The organism is Microbulbifer mixtoriginis (SeqCode) (genome assembly GCF_052466695.1).
The window spans coordinates 641861-665932 of sequence record NZ_CP174285.1; the positions used below are offsets into that span (position 1 = coordinate 641861).

Genomic DNA, 24072 nt, shown 5'->3' on the forward strand with positions numbered 1-24072 from the left:
TTAAAACACTTTTTGGTATTCGGAGAAAATTTTTTCAGAAACTGCTTTCGCGGATAATCCCAAAGTAGGATGACCTATTTTCGATATGTCTTTTCTAGCTATATCTAACAGTCCTTTCAATTGGTTCGCATTATTAACAGAGAAAATGGCGACTGGAGAAAGTAGTTCTGCACAACCTGGAGTATTAGAAGCAAGTACAGGCTTCTTCCTGGCGGCTGCCTCAAGTAGCACTTGAGGTTGATTTTCTGGTGAGTTGCTAGGTATTACTAACAAGTCCAGAGAGTCTAAGAATTCTTTACTCTGTGATTCGCAAAGCTCACCGGCATACTCGGTAATTTTATAGGAGTCTAGGCACTGTTTGGCATAGCGTTGGTCAGAAATTCTTCCTGCGACCTTGAGTTTTATTTTTGAATCGTTAAGAGTATTTAGTGCATGGGTTAGAGTATGCAGGCCTTTGTGAGGGGCGACAGCTCCAAGAAACCCAACTACGAAGGGGGTAGTGTTCGTTTGTCGGTCAGGAACTGTTTCGAACCAGGTATCCGAAAGACCTGCAGGAATATAGTGGCAATTATTGAGTGAGTAGTACTCTTTTATCAGTCTCAGGCTTGTTTTAGATAGGCAAATTACCTTTCTTGCTTTATTTAGGATTGAGGCCAATATTTGTTTACGATTTTTGTTTTCTAGTGTGGTCGCAAATGAAGTATTCTTTAAATGTAGAATTTTAGCGACAGAATTCCTAACAAAGGTGAGCTGAGAAGCAGTTTTTAGGAGCTTGTTAGGATGTGTTTCTGCAATACATCGAAAACAAGTTTTTTGATCGATAAAGCCTGAGCAGAAATCGCCGGATTTGAGAGTCAATGTATGTTTGGGGCATAGCCACCAGAAGTCAGTAATCGAAATAAAGTATGGAATGCCTAATTTCTGAGCTGCATTGAGTAAATTAATACCAATATGTGCCGGATTCACCATGTGCACGAGATCGGGCTTCAATTCAGAAAGTAAAGAAAGATAATTGTCTACTGAGTCACCTTCAGTTGTCCCCCATCCAAAAGTTGGAAGTTTGATTTGGCGAAATCCTCCTTCATCAATGAATGTGCGATTACCTAATATCCCTTCAGGATCGCCGCCCGCGACTATTACGTCACAACCGCGCTTACTTAAATTTAGCGCAAGATTACGTATGTATTTTTCGGTTCCTTGATTATATCCGGGCCCGAATTGCATGGTAGAGAATAGTATTTTCACGTTGACACCGGGCTATTGGGGGGCGTTAATATACCTTAATGTGTTATAAAACAACAGGTTACCAGTAGGTTACTAACCCATCAATTAAGCGAGTCTCAATTGTTCCCCGAACTTCAAATTCTCCACTGTTACCGTACGTTTTACCCAGAATCTCAAGGGGGGCTCGAGCAGGTAATCTTAGAGGTTGCACAAAAAACAGACAAGTGTGGTGTGCTAACTCTTGCCGATACTCCCGCAAATTTAAATTTGAATGGTCGGCTTCCTGTTGTTGCAAAAAAGCGTTGGTTCTCAATTGCTTCTTGCTGTATTGGGCCGGGTTTTTTTGGGGCTCTATATCGCTCAAAAGCCAAGTTGTTACATTTTCATTTCCCCTGGCCGTTCGGTGATCTAGCTTATTTTGTGGCTGGAAAGTCACGCCCGCTGGTGGTGACTTATCATTCCGATATTGTCAGGCAACGACTACTTGGTGCTATATATCGGCCTTTGATGCGTTGGTTTTTGGCTCGAGCAGATCGTATCGTAGCGACATCGTACAATTATCAAGAAAGCAGCCCTGTTCTTACCGCTTATAAGGATAAAGTGAAGGTGATTCCCCTTGGGGTATCCGAGGGTGGGTACCCTGAACCTTCGGATAAGACAATGAAAGTCCTTGAGCTGCAATTTGGCCGGGATTTTATGCTATTTGTTGGTGTTCTCCGGTATTATAAAGGGTTGGAATTTTTAATTAGAGCCGCCGCGAATCAGCCCTATCGTGTAGTTATCGCTGGCAAAGGACCTGAGGCCAGTCGCTTGAAATCTCTGGCGGATAAACTTGGAGCAAGTAACATTTGTTTTGCCGGTTTCGTCAGTGATGAGGAGAAAGTCGCGCTAATGAAATTATGCCGAGCCGTCGTGTTCCCCTCGCATTTGCGCTCAGAGGCTTTCGGGGTAACCTTGATTGAAGGGTTGATGAACAGCAAGCCACTTATCTCTTGTGAAATCGGTACTGGAACCAGTTTTGTTAATCAAGATGGAGTAACGGGCCATGTTGTGAGGCCGGCTGATCATCTTGCATTACGCGAAGCGATGGATGATTTGTGGTCTGACGCTGTTAAAGCTGAGGAGATGGGGCGCGCTGGTCGTAGTCGTTATGAGAGGTTGTTTACTGCTGACAAAATGGCAGAAGCCTATCACCAACTCTACCGGGAAGTTCTCTTGGAAAGGGGAGTGGTGGATTAATGGCCAAAATAGCAGTGGATGCTCGGCCACTTTCAATTCCTACTACAGGCATTGGGCGTTATACCCGTGCACTTTTGGAGCGAATGTTAAGAAGTGAGCATCATTGGTACTTATATAGCCATCAACCTCTTCTGGTTGATTTTCAATCCCTACCAAATGTAACTATCCGGTCAGGAAATGTTCAAAGGGGGAGTCTCAGTACTTTCTTTGCTCAGACAGTTTTTCCATTTTGGGCTTGGAGGGATGAAGTAGATCTGTTTTGGTCCCCCCGTCACCACCTACCGCTTTGCCTAGGGGGATCGGTATCTAAGGTGCTCACAATCCACGATTTAGTATGGCAGCGCTTTCCTAAGACTATGTCGCGCTTGGGTCTGCAGCTTGAGAGATTACTGATGCCTCCCGCTGTCAAGTCGGCTGGCTCAGTTATTGCCGTTTCTGAATCTACAGCAAGTGAGTTGAAGCAGTCATTTTCCGCTTGTGCTGAGAAGGTTGTGACTATTTATGAGGCTCCTTTTCTCGAGGTTTCTGAAGCCCCGGGTCCTCTTGGTGGGTATTTTCTATTTGTGGGTACGATTGAACCCCGCAAAAACCTTAGGAGGTTGTTAGAAGCTTATGCCTCATATCGTACGATAGTGGCAGAGCCGCTGCCGTTGAAAATTTGTGGTGGTAGGGGATGGGGAATGCCTGAGCTGCAAGAGAGAGTGCGGGCGTTGGACCTAGAGGGAAGCGTTGAGATTCTCGGTTATATGGCCGACGATCAACTGCCAAAGCTCTACCGGGAGGCTAGAGCACTACTAATTCCATCGTTATATGAAGGATTTGGCTTGCCAATAGTCGAGGCTTATAGTCAGGGAACCCCTGTTTTGACGGCTGACCGAGGTGCTATGGCTGAAGTTGCTGGGAATGCAGCATTAACAGTCAATCCAGATTCCACTACAGAAATTACACAGGCACTCGCAGTAATGACTGAAGATCATCTGAAAGTAACTGAGTTGCAATCCTGTGCACTGAAAAGGGCGAGTGAGTTTTCTTGGGATAGGGCAGCCGCTGAGACTCTCTCATTGATGGAATCTACTTTGAATCGGGCCCAGTAATAGCGCTGATCAAAGATATACATGGGTTGGGGCTTGGCCGGCTAAATCGATAACAGGATTAGGTGGCTGTCAGGTCAAGCCCACTACTAAAATTCAGGTGAAGAGTTTCGGTAACTCTTCAACCTCCGATGCCTTGTCCATACTACCCTCTCGACTCATCAACCTATCAACCAGAACTTTTATCTTCACTATATTTAGCGGTTTAACAGGTTCTTGATAGATGGCTGCGCTGAGCAGCGATTGGATCTCATGAAGCTCCTCAAAGCCTAACTGGTGCGAAACCTCACTTAAATTATTACCCTCAACTTGTGGCCAGCGTTGCTGGAGCCAGTCGAGTAGGGCCTGTTGAATGTGTCTAGGATCCTCACTTTCAAGAGCCTTCTTTAGCTTGGCTTCGTGGTGCATTTTTCTTGCTGGCTTGGTGCTCGTTGTGGACTGTTCCAGGCGTTGGGGGCGATATCGATAGAGATAAAAAATCCACAGTAGGTGGGAGGCAAGTGCGGCTATGGCCAGGTTGCGCCAGAAATGATCTTGCTCCTCCAAAGTGGTGGTTCCAGGTACCAATGTGGGGAGATTTCCCGGCTCTTGAGTTTGGGGTGTGGCTGCAGCAGTACCGCTGACTTCAAAGCGGAAGGCGGGGAGCTGGGTGGCGCGCTGTTTTTGGCTCTTGGTATCCCACCAAGTGAGTGTGACGGCGGGTAGCTGATAATTACCGGGCTGGGTGGCGACGATTGCGGTAGTTTCTATGCGGCTACCTGTTACCCCATTTGGGCCTATCTGATCTTCTTGTTGTGGTTGATCTGGGTAGGTTTTAAGGCCTTCAATTTCCAACTTGGGGAGAGGTGGTAGTTGGGCTGCACGCAGACCCTCTGCCCGTATGGTGAGAATACGGGTTATGGGCTCGCCGACAGTGAAGGTATCTGGGTTTTGGCTCCAACTTTGTACGATTCCGAGACTTGCAGCGGGCAGCCAGTGGGCACCGCTGTAGCTGTCAGGCTTGGGAAGGACCTCAATAGTTTTTGCCTGGGAGCGCAATCGTAATCTCTGGCTGTTGCGATTGAACAGTGAGAAAGGATCTCGGCGACCGGCAACCGCAACATAAGTCATTGCGGGGATAGAGAGCTGGCCAGAGCTATCGGGAAAAACGGCATAAGTGAGTTCATATACCGCATGGCTGACGCCTCCGAGCTTGCGCTCATAACGCTGTTCATCGACTTTTTCTACATGGGCGCCCGCTACTTGTAAAGGTTCGGTGGCGATATCGTGCAAGCCGATTGTTGTGTATAGGCGAACCTTAACAAGTAGCTGTTCTTGTACGTAGACTTTATCTTTGTCTAATTCGATCTCCAGAAAGGCTTTGCGATCGGCACCGTCGGGCGCACTACCGGCTTCGCTGACTTTTATGGGGATTGCATCAGAAACTTGTCCTTTATAGTGCAGAGAGGGAATAAACAGCTCTCCTTCCCGTTTTGGTGCCAGTGTGAGCGTCCATTCGACGAAACTTTCCGCACGACCATTAATTACCCGATATTGGTTGGATTGCTGACGGGATAGAATATCGAAATCCTGCTCAAGTAATTCGAAATCGGGTTGGCCGCCATTCTCATCACCGGAGTAGCGTACGCGCAGATTCAGGGTCTCATCAATACCAATTTTATTGCGGTCCACGCTGGCATTGAGGTCGCTGCCCCAACTGCTTGCGGGCAGGCAAAAGAGAGCAAGAAAAAATAGCAGGCAATGAAGTCCTGTAAGGTTTAGTGGCCGAGTAAGATTATGTTTTCTAAAAAAGCTATCCATAAGCCTTCCTGGGGTTTGGTCACATCTAAAGCCGAAAATAATGTTGTGCATTGTGGGCATCTTTCTACCACCTCTGGGTAGCGCCGTTTTCAGGAGGCTCCCACTCGCCACTGCGATAGGCACGGCGTCTTTGCAGACTTTCGTATTTGAATTTTTCTCGCATTAAGCCGGCGGGGTCATCGGGAATTTGGCGCAGCCATTGGTCAAGAGCCTGCTGGGTTTCAGGATCTAATTGGCGCTCTTCGGCGCCGGCAGGTTGGGGCTTCCCTTGCTCTTCTTCGCCTTCGCCCTGTTGGCCTTGCTGAGACTGCTGCTCCTGCTCATTTTTCTGTTGCTCAGCATTTTCAGATTGCTGTTGGTCTGATTGCTCCTGCTCTTGGCCGGATTGTTGCTCGGAGGGCTGAGGTTCGCCAGAGGAGGGCTGCTGTTGGCTCTCCTGTTGTTGACTTTGTTGGTTTTGCTGTTGGTTGCCGGCCTGCTGCTCCTGTTGTTGGTCCTGCTTATCTTGTTGTTCTTGTTGATCACCGGATTGCTGTTGGTTTTGTTGCTGCTGGCGCTCTTGAAGCTCCTTGAGTTTCTCGGCAATTTCCCGGTTGTGTTGCGCATCGGAGAATTGCGGGGCCTGGGCCAGAGCCTGGTCATAGGCTTCAATGGCGCGCTCATAGTCTCCCTGTTGCACTAGGCTATTGCCCAGGTTGTATAGGCCTTGCGCATCATTTAATTGGGCAAAGTCCTGCTGAGCAGCGGCATAATCACCGGCGCGATAATTTGCCGTGCCGCGCCATTCCGGGTTGCGGAAAGTTTCGGCGGCCTCGGCAGACTCCCCTTTGTTGAGTAATTCCTGTCCCTGCTGATCTTTGCGTTGCCAGAGGTCTTTCCATTCAAAAGCCTGACCTTCACTCGGTAGGCCCAAGCATAGGGCTAGGGGCAGGGTGCAGGCGAGAGTGCCACGGCGAAACAGTAGGGCGGCAAAGGGCAGGAGGAGTAAAATTAACAAGGGGCCTTCATCGCGCCATTGGTCGAATTCTCGCTCGGTCAATTCGGCCTGCTCGGGGGTTTCGCTTTGCGGCAACAGGTGTTCTATGTCGGCGTCGTTGACGGTGATCTTGGCGTAACGGCCGCCGCTGCCTCTAGCCAGCTTACGCAGCTCCCGTGGGTCAAAATTGGCAATCACAATTGCGCCATTACTATCTGTGACGAAGCCGCCGCTATTGCCGCGGGGGATTGGGCTGCCCTCGCCACTGCCGACAGCGAGGATATTGAGTTCAACTCCAGCTTCGGCCAGGGATTTTGCGACGATATCCGCTGCCGCAGGCTCAATGCCGTCTGTAACTGCGAGCAGTTGCCCGCGCCCAGCAGAGCCATCCCTGAGTAGGCGAATGCCGGTCGATACGGCCATCTCAATATTGCTTCCCGGTACCGGCATGATGGCAGGCGATAATGCGGGGACCAGGTTGGCGATAGTGGCGGTATCTTCTGTCAGTGGTGTGACCACATGGGCTTCGCCGGCATAGGCTACCAGGGCGGTCAGGCCATCTTTGCGCTCACGAAGAATGTCCAGAATTTTCAATCTTGCACGGGTGAGACGGTTGGGGGCGAGATCTGTCGCCATCATAGAGGGAGACAGATCCAATAAAATCACCAGGGCATCTTGATTACTGTAAACCGGTGTCGGCAATTTTCTCCAGGTGGGCCCCGACATAGCGATAATCATGGCGGCGAGTAATGCAAAGATCAGCCCGAATAACCAGGGGCGCTTGGCACCGCCGCGCATTAAGAGGTGCGGTAAAAGATCTGCATCAATCACCTTTTGTAGCTGGGCATTGTTTAGAACGATTTTGCCCAAACCCCAGCAAATGAGTGCTGCGGGGATTAATAGCCACAGCCAGTAGGGGCGGAGAAAATGAAACGATTGGAGTAGCTCAGGGGTGCTCACTATGCCTGGCCTCCGTTGGTAGTGGTTTGTTTATTGCCGTTGCCGGAATATCTGAAATTAGTGGTGAGAGGAGCCACTGCCCAAATAGAAGACAGGAGTAGGGCTACTCCAAGCGGCCATACAAATAGGGACTTCAGTGGGCGGTAGCTTTCTGCTTCCTGCTCCACAGGTTCCAGTTCATCCAATTCCGAATAGATTTCTGCCAGTTCCTGGGGGTTATGAGCGCGGAAATAGCGCCCCCCCGTTGTATCGGCAATCGCCTGCAGGGTCTTGCTGTCGAGATCCCTGGAGGGGTTAATTCTGCGGCTGCCATAGCGGCTGCCCAATAAGCCCGGTTGAACCATTTCCTCGGCACCCACACCGATGGTGTAAACCGTAATGCCCGCTTGCTGTGCAAGTTCGGCGGCTTTCAGTGGGGAGACTTCACCGGCAGTGTTGGCGCCGTCGGTGAGTAGGATTAGCACGCGCTGCTCGGCTGGGCGCTGGGTTAAGCGCTTAACAGAGAGGCCTATAGCATCCCCTATAGCGGTACCCTGGCCGGCGAATCCGATTTGCGCCTCGCGCAATAGGGTCCCTACAGTTTCCCGATCGTAGGTTAGTGGTGCTTGAAGGTAGGCGCGGGTGCCGAATAGCACTAGGCCCAGTCGGTCGCCTTGGCGTCGCTCGACAAAGTCTCCCACTACCTGTTTGACCGCATTAATACGCATTGCCGGGCGCCCGCCAAGGAGCATATCGGGGGTCTCCATACTGCCGGATATGTCTACGGCAACCAATAGATCCCTTGCGCTGCTGGCTTGGGAAATCGGCTCCCCATACCAGCGAGGCCGCGCGGCAGCGCTGATCAGCAGTAACCAAATCAGTGTGAGCAATAATAAATTGAGATAGTTACTTTGCTCCCCACCGCTGCGTTGGGAGAGTTCAGAGTAAAAGGGTACTTTTAAGGCACTGCTCAATGGCTTTGAGCGGGGCATTAGCCATCGCGCGAGTAGTGGCAGTGGGGTGAGCAGGAAAACCCAGGGCCAGGCAAACTCAAACACCGGCATGTTCCTCACTAACTTGCTTTTCAGGTTCCTGCATAGACAGTTGATGCTGCAGGACCCACTGAATAGCGTATTGTTGAAAAGCCTGGCTGCTTTCTGGCTTGGAAGTGCCGCGATAAAGTTGCTCGAGCAATGCTGTCCGTGCCTCATCAGGGCACTTCAGAGAAGCGCTCTGTTCTAAAAAACTTAACCATGCACTACCGGTGAGGTTGCCACAGCGGGTTCTGCCATAAGTGGTGACAGCAACACGTTTAAGAATTTCGTTGATCTCCCCGGTGGCTTCAGGTCGGCTTATATCCACCGCATTCAATAAACTAACCGCTTCAACCTTGTAGCGGTTGCGTTCAGTTTGTTTGCGCCGATATCTGATCCATAGGGCAATTCCCAACAGAGATAACATGATTAATAGGGCTAGGAGCCACCAGCCGGGGGCAGGTGGCCACCAGCTCACTGGTGCTGGTTCCTGGATATCGTATAGTTGTGCCAGTAATTCCTGGGCCTCAGGCGAGGGGGGCTGTAGTTGTTGCTGCTTTCTCAGCATAGTTGCCCCTCCGTTGGAATGACTTTGTTGGTAGCGCTAATCGCTCCAATTACATAAAGCCTGCTTGGCGAAAATATAGAGTGTTGCCTATCGCTCACGGCTATTGCCTTTTATTTTTATGCCAACCGTTTTGCTGGCGTGAACCGTAAAAAGACATTAATTCCCCGACAATGGGTTTTGTATTGTCAAAATCCAACAGCGGAAGTCGGTGCCTCCGGCATAATTGTTCAACATCGGCGCGGGCCTGGGCCTGCTTCTCTGCAAAATGCTCACGCAGGGGGCGGTTGCCTGCGTACAAAAATGTGCGCTGGCGGCCATCAGAAATTGTCAGGGACTGATCGGGTAAATGCTGTTCCAGCGGATCGGTGATTCGCAGTACCTGTAAATCCGCATGTCTCGACAGCAAATATAATGATTGTGAGCAATCCTGATTGAGGTCATGGCAATCACTTATAAGAAAAAGTGCACTGCCGGGGCGGGCGATACGGCGGGCTTCCTCCAGCAGAGTCTGCATGGATTGGCTGCCATTCTCGGCGATAGGGCTCTGTAATTTAGATGCTCTGTCCACCGCGCTGTGAATCATCGCTAATACGGCATGGTGGCTGCGTTTCGGGCGCACTGTATCGATGTCGTTATCCGAGAAGAGCAGGGCACCAATGCGATCGCTATGTTGCAGTCCAGCCCAGCCCAGCGCTGCGGCAATGCCGCTCGCTGCTACAGATTTGAAGGCGCGATGGCTGCCAAAAAACATCGGTGAGCGCAAATCGAGCAGGATAACAATGGGTCTCTCCCGCTCCTCTTGATACAATTTGGTATGGGTAGTGCCGGTGCGGGCAGTAACACGCCAATCAATTGAGCGCACGTCATCGCCGGCCTGGTAATCCCGTACCTCTTCGAAATTCATGCCTCGTCCACGGTAGCGGGTAAGAAGGCTACCAGCCTGGTCGCTACGTACCAGGCGCGGTTTAAAGAGTTGTAGTTGGCGTGCGACATAACGCATTTGTACGAGTGAGTTGACTTCCGGATAGGCGCCGCGCAGGTCCAAATCTGATGGAGGTGTTGCTGTGTGCATCAGATAGCCGGCACCTGTTGCAGCAGGCGCTGAATAACCTGGTCGGTAGTGATACCTGCGGCTTCGGCTTCAAAGCTGAGTAGCAAGCGATGGCGTAAAATATCCGGGGCTACATCCATGACATCATCGGGCGTTACAAAATCGCGGCCATCTAACCATGCGCGTGCTCGGGCGCAGCGGTCGAGTGCAATTGTTGCCCTTGGGCTTGCACCAAAATCTAGCCATGATGCCAGCTCGCTGTCATACTTCGCCGGCTCGCGCGTAGCAATGACAAGTTGGACAGTATAGGTTTCCACGGCTTCGACCATCTGCATTTCCAGAATCTGGTTGCGAGCCTGAAAAATGGTCTCCTGACTAATGATTTCGGTAGGGCGATTTTCGCCAAGGGTGGCCTCGGATCTGGCCAGGCGCAGGATTTTTGCTTCCGCCTCGGCATCGGGATAGGCAAGATTCACTTGCATGAGGAACCTATCCAGTTGAGCCTCGGGCAGAGGATAAGTCCCCTCTTGTTCAATGGGGTTTTGAGTGGCCATCACTAAAAATAATTGCGGCAGCGGATAGGTTTTTCGACCCACACTAATTTGTCGCTCAGCCATAGCCTCAAGCAGTGCCGACTGTACTTTGGCCGGCGCGCGGTTTATCTCATCCGCCAGGATCAAGTTGTGAAAGACTGGTCCCGGTTGAAAATGGAACTCTCCGGTTTCCGGCCGGTAAATGTCGGTACCGGTAATATCGGCCGGCAGTAAGTCTGGCGTGAATTGAACTCGATGGAAGTCACCCTCAATAGCTTCGCCCAGTGTTTTAATCGCCTTGGTTTTGGCCAGGCCTGGCGCCCCCTCGACAAGCAGGTGTCCATCGGCAAGCAGAGCGATAAGAATGCGATTAACCAGCGTTTCCTGGCCTATGATCTGCTCTTTAAGCCAGTCGCCCAGTGCGATGATGTGATCTCTGTTATTTCGGTTTGCTTCCATAGCGTCTCTTCTTCTACAAATGTACCCGCCCTATTCATTCGGGTGGCTATCTACCATCTTTTATATATAGTCGCCGCCAAAGCGGTGGGGCCTGTTGATTTTAACGGCACCAGAGGAAGAGGCAACCACCGCGCCCAAGCCCACTTTTTTGGCGACATTTTTTCGGTGGCACCAGTGCCACTTACAAGGTTACGTGAAAGTTTAATTTTTAGGACTCGTCCCTGCAGCACTTCAGGGATGAGATGACGATCTTTTCGGATCTACAGTCATTGGATTCGATGTGACAAAAATGAGATTGGGAGGTTCCCCGTGAATATGGCGACGGTGATTACCGAAAGCCGTGAAGAATTGGTAGCACAGATTTGTGAGCTGATTCGCGACAAGTTGGCATCTGATGCAGAACCAGTAGTGGCTTTTGCGCAGCAGTTCCTGCACCAGTACCCGCTGGAAGACCTGCAGGGCCGACGCCTGGTAGATATCTACGGTTGTATCTACACCTGGTGGAACTTTATCCAACAACGTTCTGACGGCCTGCCGAAGGTACGGATCTTCAATCCACGCCTGGAAGACGATGGCTGGGAATGCTCGCACACTGTAATTGGGCTGTTGGTGCGAGATATGCCTTTCCTGGTGGACTCGGTGCGTATGGAAGTCAACCAGAGAAACACGGTTATTCATTCCATTAAGAGTACGGTGTTAAAACTAGAGCGCAGTGCCAGTGGCAAATTAAAACACCTACTGCCTCCGCGGGATGAAATTCCAAATCTATCTTTCGACCATGTTACGGCCAAGGATCATAAGCCCGCCAAGGGATCGAAGCTGGTCAGTGAGGCCCTCATTTATATTGAGGTCAATCATGACACTTCCGCCAAGTTTGCCTCTGAACTCAGTGCGGCGCTGAAAGATGTCCTAGGCGATGTAGAGCTGGTAGTGGATGATTATGCGCCGATGCTCGAGACCTGTGGGGGTATGGAAGGGCAGCTGAAAGCCGGGGTCTCGGAGGACGATACCAATCTTCTCGAGGCCTGTGCGTTTCTGCAGTGGATGCGCGATGGCAACTTTACCTTCCTTGGCTACCGGGAATACGAGTTCAGTCAGGTTGATGACAAGAAAATTCTCAGTGAGGTGGAAGATCGCCGCCTGGGTATTTTCAAAAAACTGGAAGAGTCTGCAGCTCCAATGCTCGAAGCTGCCTTTAGCGAGGGTAAGCAGCGCTTTTACGAGGGGCCTAACTATCTGACTTTTGCCAAATCCTCGGTGAAATCCCGTGTGCATCGCAGTGCCTATTCAGATTATGTAATGATCAAACGTTACAACGCCGAGGGTGAGGTAATTGGAGAGTCGGCATTTATGGGGCTATACACTTCCCCTGTGTATACGGAAAGCCCAGCCAAAATTCCGATTATCCGACGTAAGATGGCCTCCATTATTGAGTCCAGTGGCCTTTCCGGTTATGGCCACGATGGCAAGGCGTTGCGCCGTATTTTGGATACCTTCCCCCGCGATGAGTTGTTCCAAAGTAGTAGTCAGGACCTGTTTAAAGTGGTGATGGGTGTGCTCAGTTTGAATGAGCGCGCTCATGTTCGCCTGTTTATGCGTAGAGACCTTTTTGGAAAATTTGTTACGGCCACCGTGTATGTGCCGAGAGATCAATTCAACAGTAACGTACGTGAGTTGATCTGCTCCCATATTTCCAAGGCAATTAAAGCCAAAGAATCGGACTTTACGACTTATTTTTCTGAATCCATTCTCGCGCGTGTGCACTTTGTATTCCGCATCTCGCCCGATGAACCTGTCGATATAGATGTAGCGCTGTTGGAGGCGCAGATTGTGGATATTACCCGTTCCTGGGAAGACGTTTTTCAAAGATCCTTAGTTGAAAGCAGTGGAGAGGAAGAGGGTAACCGACTTTTCCGTATCTTTGGTCGAGCCTTTCCTGCTGGTTACCGTGAGGATTTTGAGCCGCGTATCGCTGTACAGGATGTGGCAGCAATCCAGAATCTCAACGAAAACAACCGGGTGGCCATGAGTTTCTACCAGCCGGTAGGTGCGGCCCAGGGTAGCTTGCGCTTTAAGGTGTTTAACTGGGGTAGCGGCTTAACCCTCTCCGATGTGATCCCAGTATTGGAAAATCTCGGTCTTAGAGTTATGGGCGAGTTCCCATATACCATTCGCCCTTGTGGCAGTAGTGATGTATGGATGCATGAGTTCCATCTGGAGTTTGGCCTTCCAACAAAAGTTGATGCCCAAGCATCGCGCGGGCTGTTCCAGGATGCATTCGCTGCTATTTGGAATCACACTGCGGAAAGTGATGCTTTTAACCGTCTGGTGCTGGCGGCTCGCCTGAATTGGCGAGAGGTTTCTATGTTGCGTGCCTACGCCCGTTATTTGAAACAAACAAAATCTAGCGCTAGCCAGAGCTTTATTGCTGCGACTTTGGCCAATCAAGTTGAAATTACCCGCAATCTGGTGGCTTTGTTCCGCGCATTGTTTGACCCGCGTCTTAGCAGTGGCAAGCAGGAGCAAACACGAGTTGATCGATTAATCGCTAAGATCCATGACGGTTTGGATGCTGTTGAAAATCTCAACGAAGACTTGGTGCTGCGTCGTTATCTCGAATTGATCCTGGCTACTTTGCGGACCAACTTCTTCCAGGCGGGTGCTGACGGCCAGCCTAAAGACTACATCTCTATTAAATTCAGCCCGCGGGATATTCCCGGTATTCCCGAACCTCGCCCGGAATTTGAAATCTTCGTTTACTCCCCCAGAGTGGAAGGTGTTCACCTGCGCGGTAGTAAGGTAGCCCGTGGCGGCTTGCGTTGGTCCGATCGTTTAGAAGATTTCCGCACCGAGGTGTTGGGGCTGGTAAAGGCCCAGGCTGTAAAAAATGCCGTGATTGTCCCCAGTGGAGCCAAGGGCGGTTTCGTTGTGCGGCGTCCTCCGGCGGATGGCAGTCGCGAAGCCATGCTGGAAGAGGGCATTTCCTGTTACAAAACCTTTATTCGCGGTTTACTAGATATCACCGACAACCTGAAAAATGGTGAGATAGTAGCGCCTAAGCAAGTGGTGCGCAGGGATGAGGATGACCCCTATCTGGTAGTGGCTGCAGATAAAGGAACCGCGACTTTTTCCGATATCGCCAATGGTATTGCTGAGGACTACGGTTTTTGGCTGGGGGATGCCTTTGCCTCAGGTGGTAGTCAGGGTTACGACCACAAGAAGATGGGAATCACCGCGCGCGGTGCCTGGGTATCTGTACAGAGGCACTTCCGCGAGATGGGGGTGGATGTTCAGAAAGAGGACTTCTCTGTCATCGGTATTGGCGACATGGGTGGGGATGTCTTTGGCAACGGTATGTTGCTATCTGAGCATATTCAGTTGAAGGCCGCCTTCAACCACATGCATATTTTTATCGACCCAAGCCCTGATGCAGCGGCTAGCTTTGAAGAACGCAAGCGCCTGTTTGAGCTGCCTCGCTCCAGCTGGAGGGATTACGATCGCACTCTCATTTCCAAAGGGGGCGGTGTTTTTGAGCGCCGGGTGAAGGCAATTAGCATCACACCTGAAATGAAAGAAGCCTTCGATATCAAAGAAGACCGACTCACGCCAAACGAATTAATCAGCGCACTGCTGCGTGCGCCGGTTGATTTAATCTGGAATGGTGGCATCGGTACGTATGTGAAAGCCGGGACTGAATCCGACAGTGAGGTGGGTGACAAATCCAACGACCATCTGCGGGTTAATGGTGCTGAGTTGCGTGCCAAAGTTTTTGGTGAGGGTGGCAACCTTGGTATGACCCAACAAGGACGTATCGAATTTGCCCTCAATGGCGGCCGCTGTAACACCGACTTTATCGATAACGCGGCAGGAGTGGACTGTTCCGACCATGAGGTGAATATCAAGATTCTCCTCGATAAAGTGGTTGCCAACGGTGACTTGACCGAGAAGCAGCGCAATGAGCTGCTGCATGGTATGACAGACTCCGTGAGTGATCTGGTGCTGCACAATAACTATGATCAAACTCGTGCATTGAGTGTGGCGGAATACCAAGTTTCCAAACGCCTTGACGAATACCGCCGCACTATTAATACCCTGGAAGATGACGGTCGACTGAATCGGGCTCTGGAGTTTATCCCCGATAACGAGCAGATTTCCGATCGGGTACATAAGGGGCAGACCCTGACCCGGCCGGAACTTTCCGTTTTGATTTCTTATGTGAAGGTGAAGTTAAAAGAGGAGCTTCAAGAGGCGGAAATCACGGATAACCCACGAGTGCGTGAAGCCGCGGAATCCGCTTTTCCTTCGGCATTGGTGGAGCGTTATAAGGGCCAGGTTTACGAGCACCCCCTACTGCGCCAGATCGTTTCCACCCAGGTGGCCAACGAAATGGTGAACAGCATGGGAATCACCTTCTACAACCGCATCAGCACGGCAACAGGCGCAGATGTCAATGATGTCGCTGCGGCTTATATCAGTGCCCGCGATGTTTATAAGATGGTGGAATTCCAGCAGCAACTGGCTGAATTGGACTACAAAGTACCGGCCGAGCTGCAGACCGAGTTGCTCAACTCCATGATCGGTCGGGTCCGTCGTGCCACCCGCTGGTTCCTGCGCAATCGTCGCAGTGATCTGGAGCCGGGACAAAACTGCGCACTGTTCCAGTCTCAGGTGCAGAGGGTGATCAAGGCCCTGCCGAAAGTCCTGAGTGGTGGTCCGCTGGGTGAGTGGGAACAGCGCTACCAAAAATTATTGGAGGCGGGGCTGCCAGAGGAGATTGCCCTGCTATCAGCATCCCCGACCTACCTTTATTCTGCACTGGGCATTTCCGAATCTGCTTATGCCAGTGACCGCCCTGTAGAAGAGGTGGCCAAAGTCTATTTCAGCCTCTCTGACGAGTTGAATCTACACTGGTTTGGCAATTTGATTGTCGATCTACCGGTGGACAGCTTCTGGCAAGCCCAGGCACGCGAAACGAGTATGGATGACTTAGACAGCCAGCTCGCCACCCTGGCAGTGAATATCCTGCGCCTTGCCACTGTGGAGAAATTGGACGTAGATAGTGCAATGTTGCGCTGGGGCGCTATTATGGCGCCGGCTATTCAGCGTTGGCACAACATGATTGCCGAGCTGAAGGCAGCTGCCGTCGGTGATTTTGCGATGTTTACAGTAGCGCTGCGCGAGTTGATGTACCTTGCCCACGCAACTGCAGACCGCGAAACCCTGGCTGAGTAGGCCGAAGTGAGTTCGGGAAATAGCGCTAGGGAGTTAGTTCTCCTTGGCGCTATTTCACGGGTGGCAATGAAATTCTATCCCCGTTCGTTGACTCCTGGCGGACGGGTTCAGTCCCCACGTAAGGAAAGGTATGTATTCAACTCTGCGTAAAGCTCTGTTTGCGCTCGATCCCGAGCGGGCCCACCACCTCTCTCTGGATGCAATTGGTGCCGTTGAGCGCCTTGGCCTGATGTCTTTTTTCAAACAGGCAGTCGCTCACGACCCGGTAGAGCTGATGGGGTTGACCCTACCAAACCCTGTTGGTCTGGCTGCAGGATTGGATAAGAATGCCCAGGCTTTTAACGGTTTGGGTGCTTTGGGTTTCGGTTTTGTTGAAGTTGGCACCGTGACTCCGCGCCCACAGCCGGGCAACCCGTTGCCACGACTGTTCCGTGTGGAAGAGGCGGGTGCCATTATCAACCGTATGGGGTTTAACAACCTGGGAGTTGACTACTTAATCGACAGAGTGAAGCACCGCCGTTACAGAGGTGTTTTGGGAATCAATGTTGGTAAAAACTTCGACACTCCGGTAGAAAAGGCGGCGGATGATTACCGGCTCTGTATGGAAAAGGTGTATCCCTATGCGGATTACATCACCGCCAATGTTTCTTCGCCGAACACCAAGGGGCTGCGGGACCTGCAGTTTGGTGAGAGCCTCAACAGGCTGCTGGGAAGTATCAAGGAGAAGCAGGCGGAACTGGCCCAAAAGAGCGATCGCTACGTGCCCGTTGCGGTAAAAATCGCGCCAGACATCGAAGGGGATGCCATAGAGCAGATCGCTGAGGCTCTGTGCGAATACGGTATTGATGGCGTCATTGCCACTAATACCACCATTGATAAGTCATCTGTGGCTAATCTGCCCCATGGTAACGAGCAGGGTGGGCTGAGTGGTATGCCTCTACAGCACCGCTCCACTGAGGTTATTGCGCAGCTGTCGAAGGCTCTGGACAAGCAGATCCCTATTATTGGTGTTGGCGGAATCTTCGACGGTGACAGTGCAGCAGAAAAAATTCGCGCAGGGGCAACTGCCGTACAGGTTTATACCGGGTTTATATACCGGGGACCGCAGCTTGTTCGCGAAGCGGTGGAGTCTATAGCTATGGAGCGTCGTCGCTCAGCTGGTGAATAGCGCCAGTATTGCCTGGTCCTATAAAACTAGATTGAGATGTTGAATTCATCTTTATCGTCGAACGGGTTCAGAGGGATGCAGGTGCAGCCTGGTGGTGGTCGTGTAAAAGGTGCAGGTGAACCTGCACCTTTCCCGCAGGCTAAATAGTACTCCAGCCGTCTGGATATTGAATATCGGTGGAAATGGCGCCATAGATTTCCAGTTTTTGCGCCTTGGTAGTCCTGTCAAAGCCATTCCAGTAATCTTCCCGCCCTTCACGCCAGCCGTTAACCCATTCCTGGTGTGGGTCATTTTCGACAAAGGGACAGCTATCTATAGACTTATTGTTCAGGGCTGCCAAATACCCTTTGTAGAAAGCCCTGTCGGCGTGATTGCGTTTTTGGCGTTTCATCTATACGGCACCTCTGCTTGTAGATTTACGAACTGCGGCGCAGTCCGTTGGATGCTTATTACGGTTTTGTTGCATCGACAATTAAAGCTTAGCGAAACTTTTGCGCGGGCAGTTGTGTGACTCCTATCGCTTCCCACATAGCAAGAATATGGTGGAGAGAGCAAAATCGGAAAATGGCTGGGCATCGCTCTCAAGATATCTACGGAGAAGCATTTAAAAGTCGGGGTGACTGTGTAGACACTAGCAAGATATCCCGACTACGTAGGCTCCGCCGCTACAAAGTGGGATAATCGCGCCAGAAAATCTGGCCTGTAGAGGGGAATACTGACCCCTTGGTATGTCTACCAGGCTCTTGAAAATCTAATTTGCGCCAAGAGGCGCCATGTTTATCCCCCTGATGCTAGGGGTTATCGAGTAAAAGTTTTGATCGACTCACGTATAGAAGAATTTAAGTTTACTGCGACATGTCCGAAAGGGTTGGAAAGCTTACTTGCTGTAGAGCTTGGGTCTCTGGGGGCTAAGGTCCTTCGGGAGCAGCCTGCAGCCATACATTTTACCGGCTCCTTGAAGCTTGCTTATCGTTGCTGTCTGTGGAGTCGCCTGGCAAACCGGATTTTGCTGCAACTCGATCAGGTTCGCATCGGTGATGCTGAAGACCTCTACCGGGCGGTGGCTGCACAGCCTTGGGAGGAGCATATTGGCCCTTCGGGCAAACTGTGGTTGCAGTTTTCGGGGACAAATCGGGAAATCCGTAATAGTCAGTTCGGAGCCCAAAAAACAAAAGATGCCATCGTTGATCGCTTGCGTGATAAAACCGGGGCGAGACCGAGTATTGATAAGCACAATCCGGACCTGACTGTGGCTTTGCGACTGCAGCGGGACAGGCTGGATATTGCCATAGATCTCAGTGGGGATAGCTTGCATAAAAGGGGATACCGAACGCATATCGGGGCTGCCCCCCTCAAGGAAAACCTGGCTGCAGCCCTGTTATTGCGCGCTCGTTGGCCGCAGATCGCGGTTGAGGGCGGGGCCCTGCTGGATCCAATGTGTGGCTCGGGCACTATTTTGATTGAAGCGGCCATGATGGCTGCTGATATTGCTCCGGGTCTCTTCCGTGAGAGTTTTGGCTTTGAGCGCTGGCTCAACCATCAGAGCGATATTTGGAATGAGCTTCGTGAAGAGGCTCTACAGCGTCGCGTTGCCGGTTTGGAGAAGCCTTTGCCGGAAATTCGAGGTTATGATGCCGATGCTAGGGTGCTATTTGCTGCCGAAGCCAATATTGATAGGGCGGGATTGGAGCGCCAGGTGCGGGTGAGTTGCCGGCCGGTCGCCGCATTCAAGGTTCCGAGTCATCGGGAGATCAATACTGGTTTAGTATTGACCAACCCCCCCTATGGTGAGCGCCTTGGTGAGCAGGAGGCTCTGCGAGAAACCTACGCCGAGTTGGGTAAGCAGTTAAAGGCGGAGTTTCCCGGTTGGCAGGTGGGAATTTTTACCGGCAACCCTGAGTTGGGATATTCCACCGGGCTACGCTCTCACAAGCACTACCAGTTGTATAACGGCTCAATCCCCAGTCAGTTGTTGTTGTTTCAGGTGCGCGAACAGGGGGGGCAGGCCGAGAGCGCACCCAAGGAACGCAAGCTTTCCCCAGAAGCTGAAATGGTGGCCAATCGATTGCGCAAAAATTTGCGCACAACAGGCAAGTGGGCATCCAGAAACGGTATTGACTGTTATAGGCTCTACGATGCTGACTTACCGGAGTACGCCGCTGCAGTAGATTTATATCGCACCTTAGAAGGGGAGCTCTACGCTCACCTCCAGGAGTACCGCCCGCCGGCCAGTATTGATGAGGGTAAGGCGCGCAACCGGTTAAGGGATCTGTTGAGAGCCGTGCAATCCGTATTGGAGCTGCCTAGAGGGAAAATTAGTATCAAGGAGCGTCGCCGCCACAGCCATAAAGGTGGCCAAAAGGGCGCTGGCCAGTATCAAAAACAGGTTGACGAAAGGGCTAGCTTGCAGGTGCAGGAGTACGGCGCTGAGCTGGAAGTGGATTTATGGCGCTACTTGGATACAGGGCTGTTCCTAGATCATCGCCCGGTGAGAAAGCACCTGCGCGAGATATCCTCTGGGAAGAAATTTCTCAACCTGTTTTGCTATACCGCAACAGCCACTGTACAAGCTGCTTTGGGTGGCAGCGTACAAAGTACCAGTGTGGATATGTCCAAAACCTATCAATCCTGGGCTGCGCGAAACTTCCGTGCAAATGGTATGGATCCCTATAAGCACCAGCTGGTGGAAGCTGATTGCCTGCAGTGGTTGGCATCGGCCCAACAAAATCGCAAAGGCCATTACGACCTGATCTTCCTCGATCCCCCGAGCTTTTCCAATTCGGCCAAAATGCGCGGGGTGCTGGATATTCAGCGCGACCACGCCAAGCTGATCAGCCAATGCATGGCATTATTGGCCCCGGGGGGCACTCTGATTTTTTCCAATAATTTGCGCAGTTTTAAAATGGATGTGGCGATTACAGATGCCTTTGCTGTGCAGTCTTTACAGTTGTTGGATAAGGATTTTCAACGCAACCCTAAAATCCACAACGTTTGGGAAGTTCGGGCTAAGTAGTGGGAGTTGGCTGCTAGCCTAGGGTCTGAATGATGCAGTGAGTTAATGCGGCACAGGGAAGTGTTGCCGCTGCTGGCAGTCATAAGGTTAGAGTATAAAGAATTTCTGTATCACTATTTGGTTGGTGTAAATCAAAAGCCACAGCCACAGGCTCAATGAAAAATAGGGTTATTTTTTGCTTCGAAAGTAGCCTGGGGTCGGTCAATAAAGTTCCATAACAATCCGCATTCCTACATCCTTTGCACGACTATTTTCATTGAGGCCCTTGCGATAATCTGCCCCAATTCTGCTAGACGGGTCCCGCATTGAGCCACCGCGAACGCTGCGTAACTGACAGTTTTTGATTTTCAGTGGTGCAGATGTGTTGTGGTTTTTATCATAACCGGGTTGGTAACAGTCTTGCACCCACTCTGCCGCATTGCCGGCCGTATCGTATAGTCCAAAAGGGTTGGCTTGGTAATTCGCTACCGGTCCGGTTTTCGTGATAAAGAGACTGTTAAATTCACTGTCACATCCGCGCCTGCAATTGGCTTTTCCCCTTGCATTGCTGCTTTTCCACCAGAAAGGTTGGTCAGTGCCCGCGCGGGCTGCATATTCCCACTCGGCCTCGCTGGGCAAACGATATTTTTGTCCCGTTTGCTCTGAAAGCCACTCAACATATTTTTGTGCGTCCCGCCAGGTAATATTGGTGACCGGTCGCCTCCCTCGGCCCCAGCCTGAGTCACTGGGCTGATTGGTCCCTGTGGCGAGAGCAAAGCGGTCGTAATCCTCAAAAGTGATTTCTTGAGTTGATATGGCAAAGGGTTTGGGAATTTTTACTTGATGCTCGGGGCGGCTATTACTGCGCTTATTGCTGCCCATCATAAATTCTCCCGAGCCTACTATGATCATCTGAGGGCCCTGATCGCCGGAGGAGAGCTTGGAGCGTATTTTCTTTCCGGCAAAATAGGCTTTTTGTAGCTTTACCGAAAGCTGGTGGTTCTGATCCTCAATAATGATCCAATTACGATAGCGGTCATAGCCGGGTTTGCTGACCTCTACATCGTATCGCCCGGGCTCTAGTCGAATGCCCGGTGCATAGCGCGGGCTTATATTCATAATACGCACGCGGGCATCTTCGGGCTCAGTTTTGACCGTAAATGCAAACTTTGGTACTGAGTTTGGCTCCTCCTGTGAAAGCACAACCGAGTTTTGGGTGTGTAGATTGCCCGATAGTGAATTTTCCGGGGATTGGTTGTTTATGGAATGACCTTGAGAGATCTCCTGCCCTTGTGTCTGTACCAGATCTTTAACTGGAGGCTTCTCTACATCTCTGACTTGTACTTCTTCAGAGGGATCGGCGCTGGGCGTAGTATCGGAGGTATGGCGTCTTGCGCTGTCGGATAAAGTGATCTGGCTAAGCCAAGTTTCCTTACCACTGAAAGTGCTATGAATGCTCCAGCCAAAGAGTAGCGTAATGGCGGTGATGGCGGTTAGTGCCCATGGGCGCCTGTGCTTTGTTGGTTCACTGACCAGCTGTCGTAAACGCACCAGGGTATCCTGATCTTTACGTACGGAGTCCACTTGCTGAGGGTTTTCCAGTCTCACCTGCCAGCCTTTAATAAAGCGATCCCGGAGGCTGCTCAACAGAGTGAGAAAAAGTGCACGGGCCAAACTGGAAACACCGACAGAGGCGTTGTTTAACTGGCTGATTTGCTGGCTGGGCTTGCCGGCTAGGGTTGCAACTAACTGATCGGTTGCATCTGCGACATCCAAGCCCCGTTGAAATCGTTTGGCCGGCTCTTTGGCCAGGGCGCGATCAATGATCGGCTGGTATAGCGCGTGCCGAGCAGGTAACTTGGGTATGGGGTCGGTCAGGTGCTTGATGGCAATAGCCACCGCTTCCTCTGCTTGGTAGGGGACAGCACCAGTGAGCATTTCATAAAAGACAACACCTAGGCTGTAGAGATCGGCCCGGCCGTCAATAGCATTACCTCTGGCCTGCTCGGGGCTCATATAGTGTGGTGTGCCTACCACCATGCCGCTATTGGTCATTCTTGTGGTATGTGCAACAGCGCGCGCCACGCCAAAATCACTCAATACGGCAGAGCCATCCTCCCGAAACAGTATATTTTCTGGTTTTAGGTCCCTATGCACATACCCCTTGCTGTGGGAGTGGTCCAAGGCCATGGCGATTTGGCGTACAACATTGAGGGCTTCCAGTGGCTCCAATGGCCCTTTGGCGAGTCTTTCAGAAACAGAGCCCCCAGCCATATAGTCCATGGCGATATAGTTAAGGCTGCGATAGCGTCCAATATCATGGATGCCAACGATATTTGGATGGGAGAGCTGTCCGACAATGTTGGCTTCCCGTTGAAATCGCTCACTGAAAATTGGGTCGGCATTGAGAACCGGCGACATAACCTTGAGGGCCACTTGTCGACCGACACTGCGCTGAATGGCTAGGTATACCGTGGACATGCCACCCTGGTTAATTTTGCGGAGGATGCGATAGCCGGGGATTTGTAGCGACGAATTGCCACTCTTTACGAGCTCCATGGTGTGTTATGGCCCCGTTAAAATAGCTGGAATATTCCGCCTGCCAGTGCGGCAATTGCTCCGCAAGCAGCAAGTAAGACCAGAAGTGGTCGCCAGCTTCTATTGCTTTGGCTGTCACTATTAGTTTCGTTTTGTGCAGTGCTGTTGTGAGATTCTTGCGAAAAGCTTGGGGGAGGGGCGATAGCTGGTGCTTCGATAACTTGAACGGTGATATTGTCCTTGCCACCGGCATCAAGGGCTGCGTTTATGAGAAGCTCAACTATTTGGTGGTTATTGGAGTTTTCAGCGATGATCCGGTTTATTTTTTCATTGGGTACTTCGGAGCTGAGTCCATCGCTGCAAAGTAGGAGTTTTTGCCCAGAGCTCCAGCGATGAGATACCCTGTCCACTTCGAGCTTGGGGTTGGTACTACCGCCGATACATCGGGTAATGACGTGGCGATTTGGGTGGGTTGCGGCTTCCTCTGAGTTGATGGCACCGGAATCCATCAGCATCTGAACATAGGAGTGATCACTTGTCAGTTGGCTGAGTTCGCCGTTTTTGTCGCCCGGTGTCCAGAGGTAAGCTCGGCTATCTCCAACCCAATAGATGTGATAGTAATCGCCTTCCTCGGCGAGCACTACTGCGGTTGAGCCCATATTGGCAGTGCTGTGCTCATCACCAAGCAGTAAGGCGTGGGCCCTTTGTAGGCCGCGTTCATAGTGGCGGTCAGTTGACGCGCACTGTTGGATTTCTTCTACTACGGTCTGGCTGGCAATCTCGCCGGCGTGGTGTCCGCCCAAGCCATCGGCGACGACCCAAATGCCTTTTTCTTCATCTGCCCAATAGGCATCTTCATTCTGCTCTCGCCGGTAGCCGGGATGAGTGGCGCCAGCGCTACGTGTAGCACTTGGGGTGTGTTGAACTACTTCGCTGTGCCGCGATACCTCGCGAACTTTGGCTTCACTCACTGGCGTGCAACTACCTGTTATGGTTTCTCATCGTAACTGACGGTGATAGCCGATTTGGCAAAGATCCGTCTTTTCCTTGTGGTGCTGCAAGTGTACTTTACCCAACGACACCAATGGCAGCTGAATTGGTCACCCCTGCCTGAGCCGGATATTAGACCTTTGCGCCATTGTAAGCTGCAAACCCAATCACACGCTAATGATATTGCCCGTGTTAAACTCGGTTTTATCTTCAATCTGCAAATTTTTTTCAGGTTTTA

Annotated in this window: 15 protein-coding genes; 5 read left to right on the forward strand and 10 right to left on the reverse strand. The window is 51.2% G+C overall.

What is annotated here, in order from left to right; all coding sequences use genetic code 11:
* Positions 1-1245, reverse strand: coding sequence for a glycosyltransferase (locus tag ACJJI0_RS02810; RefSeq protein ID WP_444884583.1), 1245 nt, complete (start codon positions 1243-1245; stop codon positions 1-3).
* Between the two features lie 99 nt (positions 1246-1344).
* Here ACJJI0_RS02810 and ACJJI0_RS02815 point away from each other — a divergent pair, with 99 nt between their 5' ends.
* Complete coding sequence (locus ACJJI0_RS02815) at positions 1345-2463, forward strand: glycosyltransferase (protein WP_444884584.1); 1119 nt, start codon at positions 1345-1347, stop codon at positions 2461-2463.
* Positions 2463-3557: a glycosyltransferase family 4 protein gene (locus ACJJI0_RS02820; RefSeq protein ID WP_444884585.1), complete on the forward strand. Its 1095-nt coding sequence runs from the start codon at positions 2463-2465 to the stop codon at positions 3555-3557. Before ACJJI0_RS02815 ends, ACJJI0_RS02820 begins: the two co-directional genes overlap by 1 nt.
* 93 nt (positions 3558-3650) lie before the next feature.
* Here the strand turns inward: ACJJI0_RS02820 and ACJJI0_RS02825 are convergent, their stop codons facing one another.
* The 6 genes from ACJJI0_RS02825 to ACJJI0_RS02850 all read right to left on the reverse strand — a co-directional run bounded on the left by ACJJI0_RS02825 (position 3651) and on the right by ACJJI0_RS02850 (position 10914).
* Positions 3651-5354 (reverse strand): BatD family protein, encoded by a 1704-nt coding sequence (locus tag ACJJI0_RS02825; protein ID WP_444884586.1) that lies wholly within the window; start codon positions 5352-5354, stop codon positions 3651-3653.
* A 64-nt stretch (positions 5355-5418) separates the two neighbouring features.
* Positions 5419-7290, reverse strand: a complete 1872-nt coding sequence (locus ACJJI0_RS02830; protein WP_444884587.1) for a VWA domain-containing protein — start codon at positions 7288-7290, stop codon at positions 5419-5421.
* Positions 7290-8327: a vWA domain-containing protein gene (locus ACJJI0_RS02835; protein ID WP_444884588.1), complete on the reverse strand. Its 1038-nt coding sequence runs from the start codon at positions 8325-8327 to the stop codon at positions 7290-7292. The genes ACJJI0_RS02830 and ACJJI0_RS02835 overlap by 1 nt, the downstream gene beginning before the upstream one ends.
* Positions 8320-8871 (reverse strand): DUF4381 domain-containing protein, encoded by a 552-nt coding sequence (locus ACJJI0_RS02840; protein WP_444884589.1) that lies wholly within the window; start codon positions 8869-8871, stop codon positions 8320-8322. Before ACJJI0_RS02840 ends, ACJJI0_RS02835 begins: the two co-directional genes overlap by 8 nt.
* A 100-nt stretch (positions 8872-8971) precedes the next feature.
* Positions 8972-9943 carry a DUF58 domain-containing protein gene (locus tag ACJJI0_RS02845; protein ID WP_444884590.1) on the reverse strand — a complete coding sequence of 324 codons (972 nt, stop codon included), beginning with the start codon at positions 9941-9943 and terminating at the stop codon, positions 8972-8974.
* Positions 9943-10914 (reverse strand): AAA family ATPase, encoded by a 972-nt coding sequence (locus ACJJI0_RS02850; protein ID WP_444884591.1) that lies wholly within the window; start codon positions 10912-10914, stop codon positions 9943-9945. Before ACJJI0_RS02850 ends, ACJJI0_RS02845 begins: the two co-directional genes overlap by 1 nt.
* Positions 10915-11229: 315 nt before the next feature.
* Here ACJJI0_RS02850 and ACJJI0_RS02855 point away from each other — a divergent pair, with 315 nt between their 5' ends.
* Both ACJJI0_RS02855 and ACJJI0_RS02860 read left to right on the forward strand, forming a co-directional pair.
* Positions 11230-16146, forward strand: coding sequence for an NAD-glutamate dehydrogenase (locus ACJJI0_RS02855; protein ID WP_444885907.1), 4917 nt, complete (start codon positions 11230-11232; stop codon positions 16144-16146).
* 130 nt (positions 16147-16276) lie between these two features.
* Positions 16277-17314, forward strand: a complete 1038-nt coding sequence (locus ACJJI0_RS02860) for a quinone-dependent dihydroorotate dehydrogenase (protein ID WP_444884592.1) — start codon at positions 16277-16279, stop codon at positions 17312-17314.
* A 139-nt stretch (positions 17315-17453) separates the two neighbouring features.
* Here ACJJI0_RS02860 and rmf read toward each other — a convergent pair whose 3' ends face one another.
* Positions 17454-17705: a ribosome modulation factor gene (gene rmf / locus ACJJI0_RS02865; RefSeq protein ID WP_444884593.1), complete on the reverse strand. Its 252-nt coding sequence runs from the start codon at positions 17703-17705 to the stop codon at positions 17454-17456.
* A 423-nt stretch (positions 17706-18128) separates the two neighbouring features.
* Between rmf and rlmKL the strand changes: the two genes are divergently transcribed.
* A complete protein-coding gene (gene rlmKL / locus ACJJI0_RS02870) occupies positions 18129-20327 on the forward strand; it encodes a bifunctional 23S rRNA (guanine(2069)-N(7))-methyltransferase RlmK/23S rRNA (guanine(2445)-N(2))-methyltransferase RlmL (RefSeq protein ID WP_444884594.1) in 2199 nt (732 codons plus the stop codon).
* A gap of 201 nt (positions 20328-20528) precedes the next feature.
* Here the strand turns inward: rlmKL and ACJJI0_RS02875 are convergent, their stop codons facing one another.
* Positions 20529-22865, reverse strand: coding sequence for an SUMF1/EgtB/PvdO family nonheme iron enzyme (locus ACJJI0_RS02875; RefSeq protein ID WP_444884595.1), 2337 nt, complete (start codon positions 22863-22865; stop codon positions 20529-20531).
* 17 nt (positions 22866-22882) lie between these two features.
* On the reverse strand, positions 22883-23815 hold the full coding sequence (locus tag ACJJI0_RS02880) for a PP2C family protein-serine/threonine phosphatase (protein WP_444884596.1): 933 nt from the start codon (positions 23813-23815) through the stop codon (positions 22883-22885).
* Positions 23816-24072: the final 257 nt, after the last annotated feature.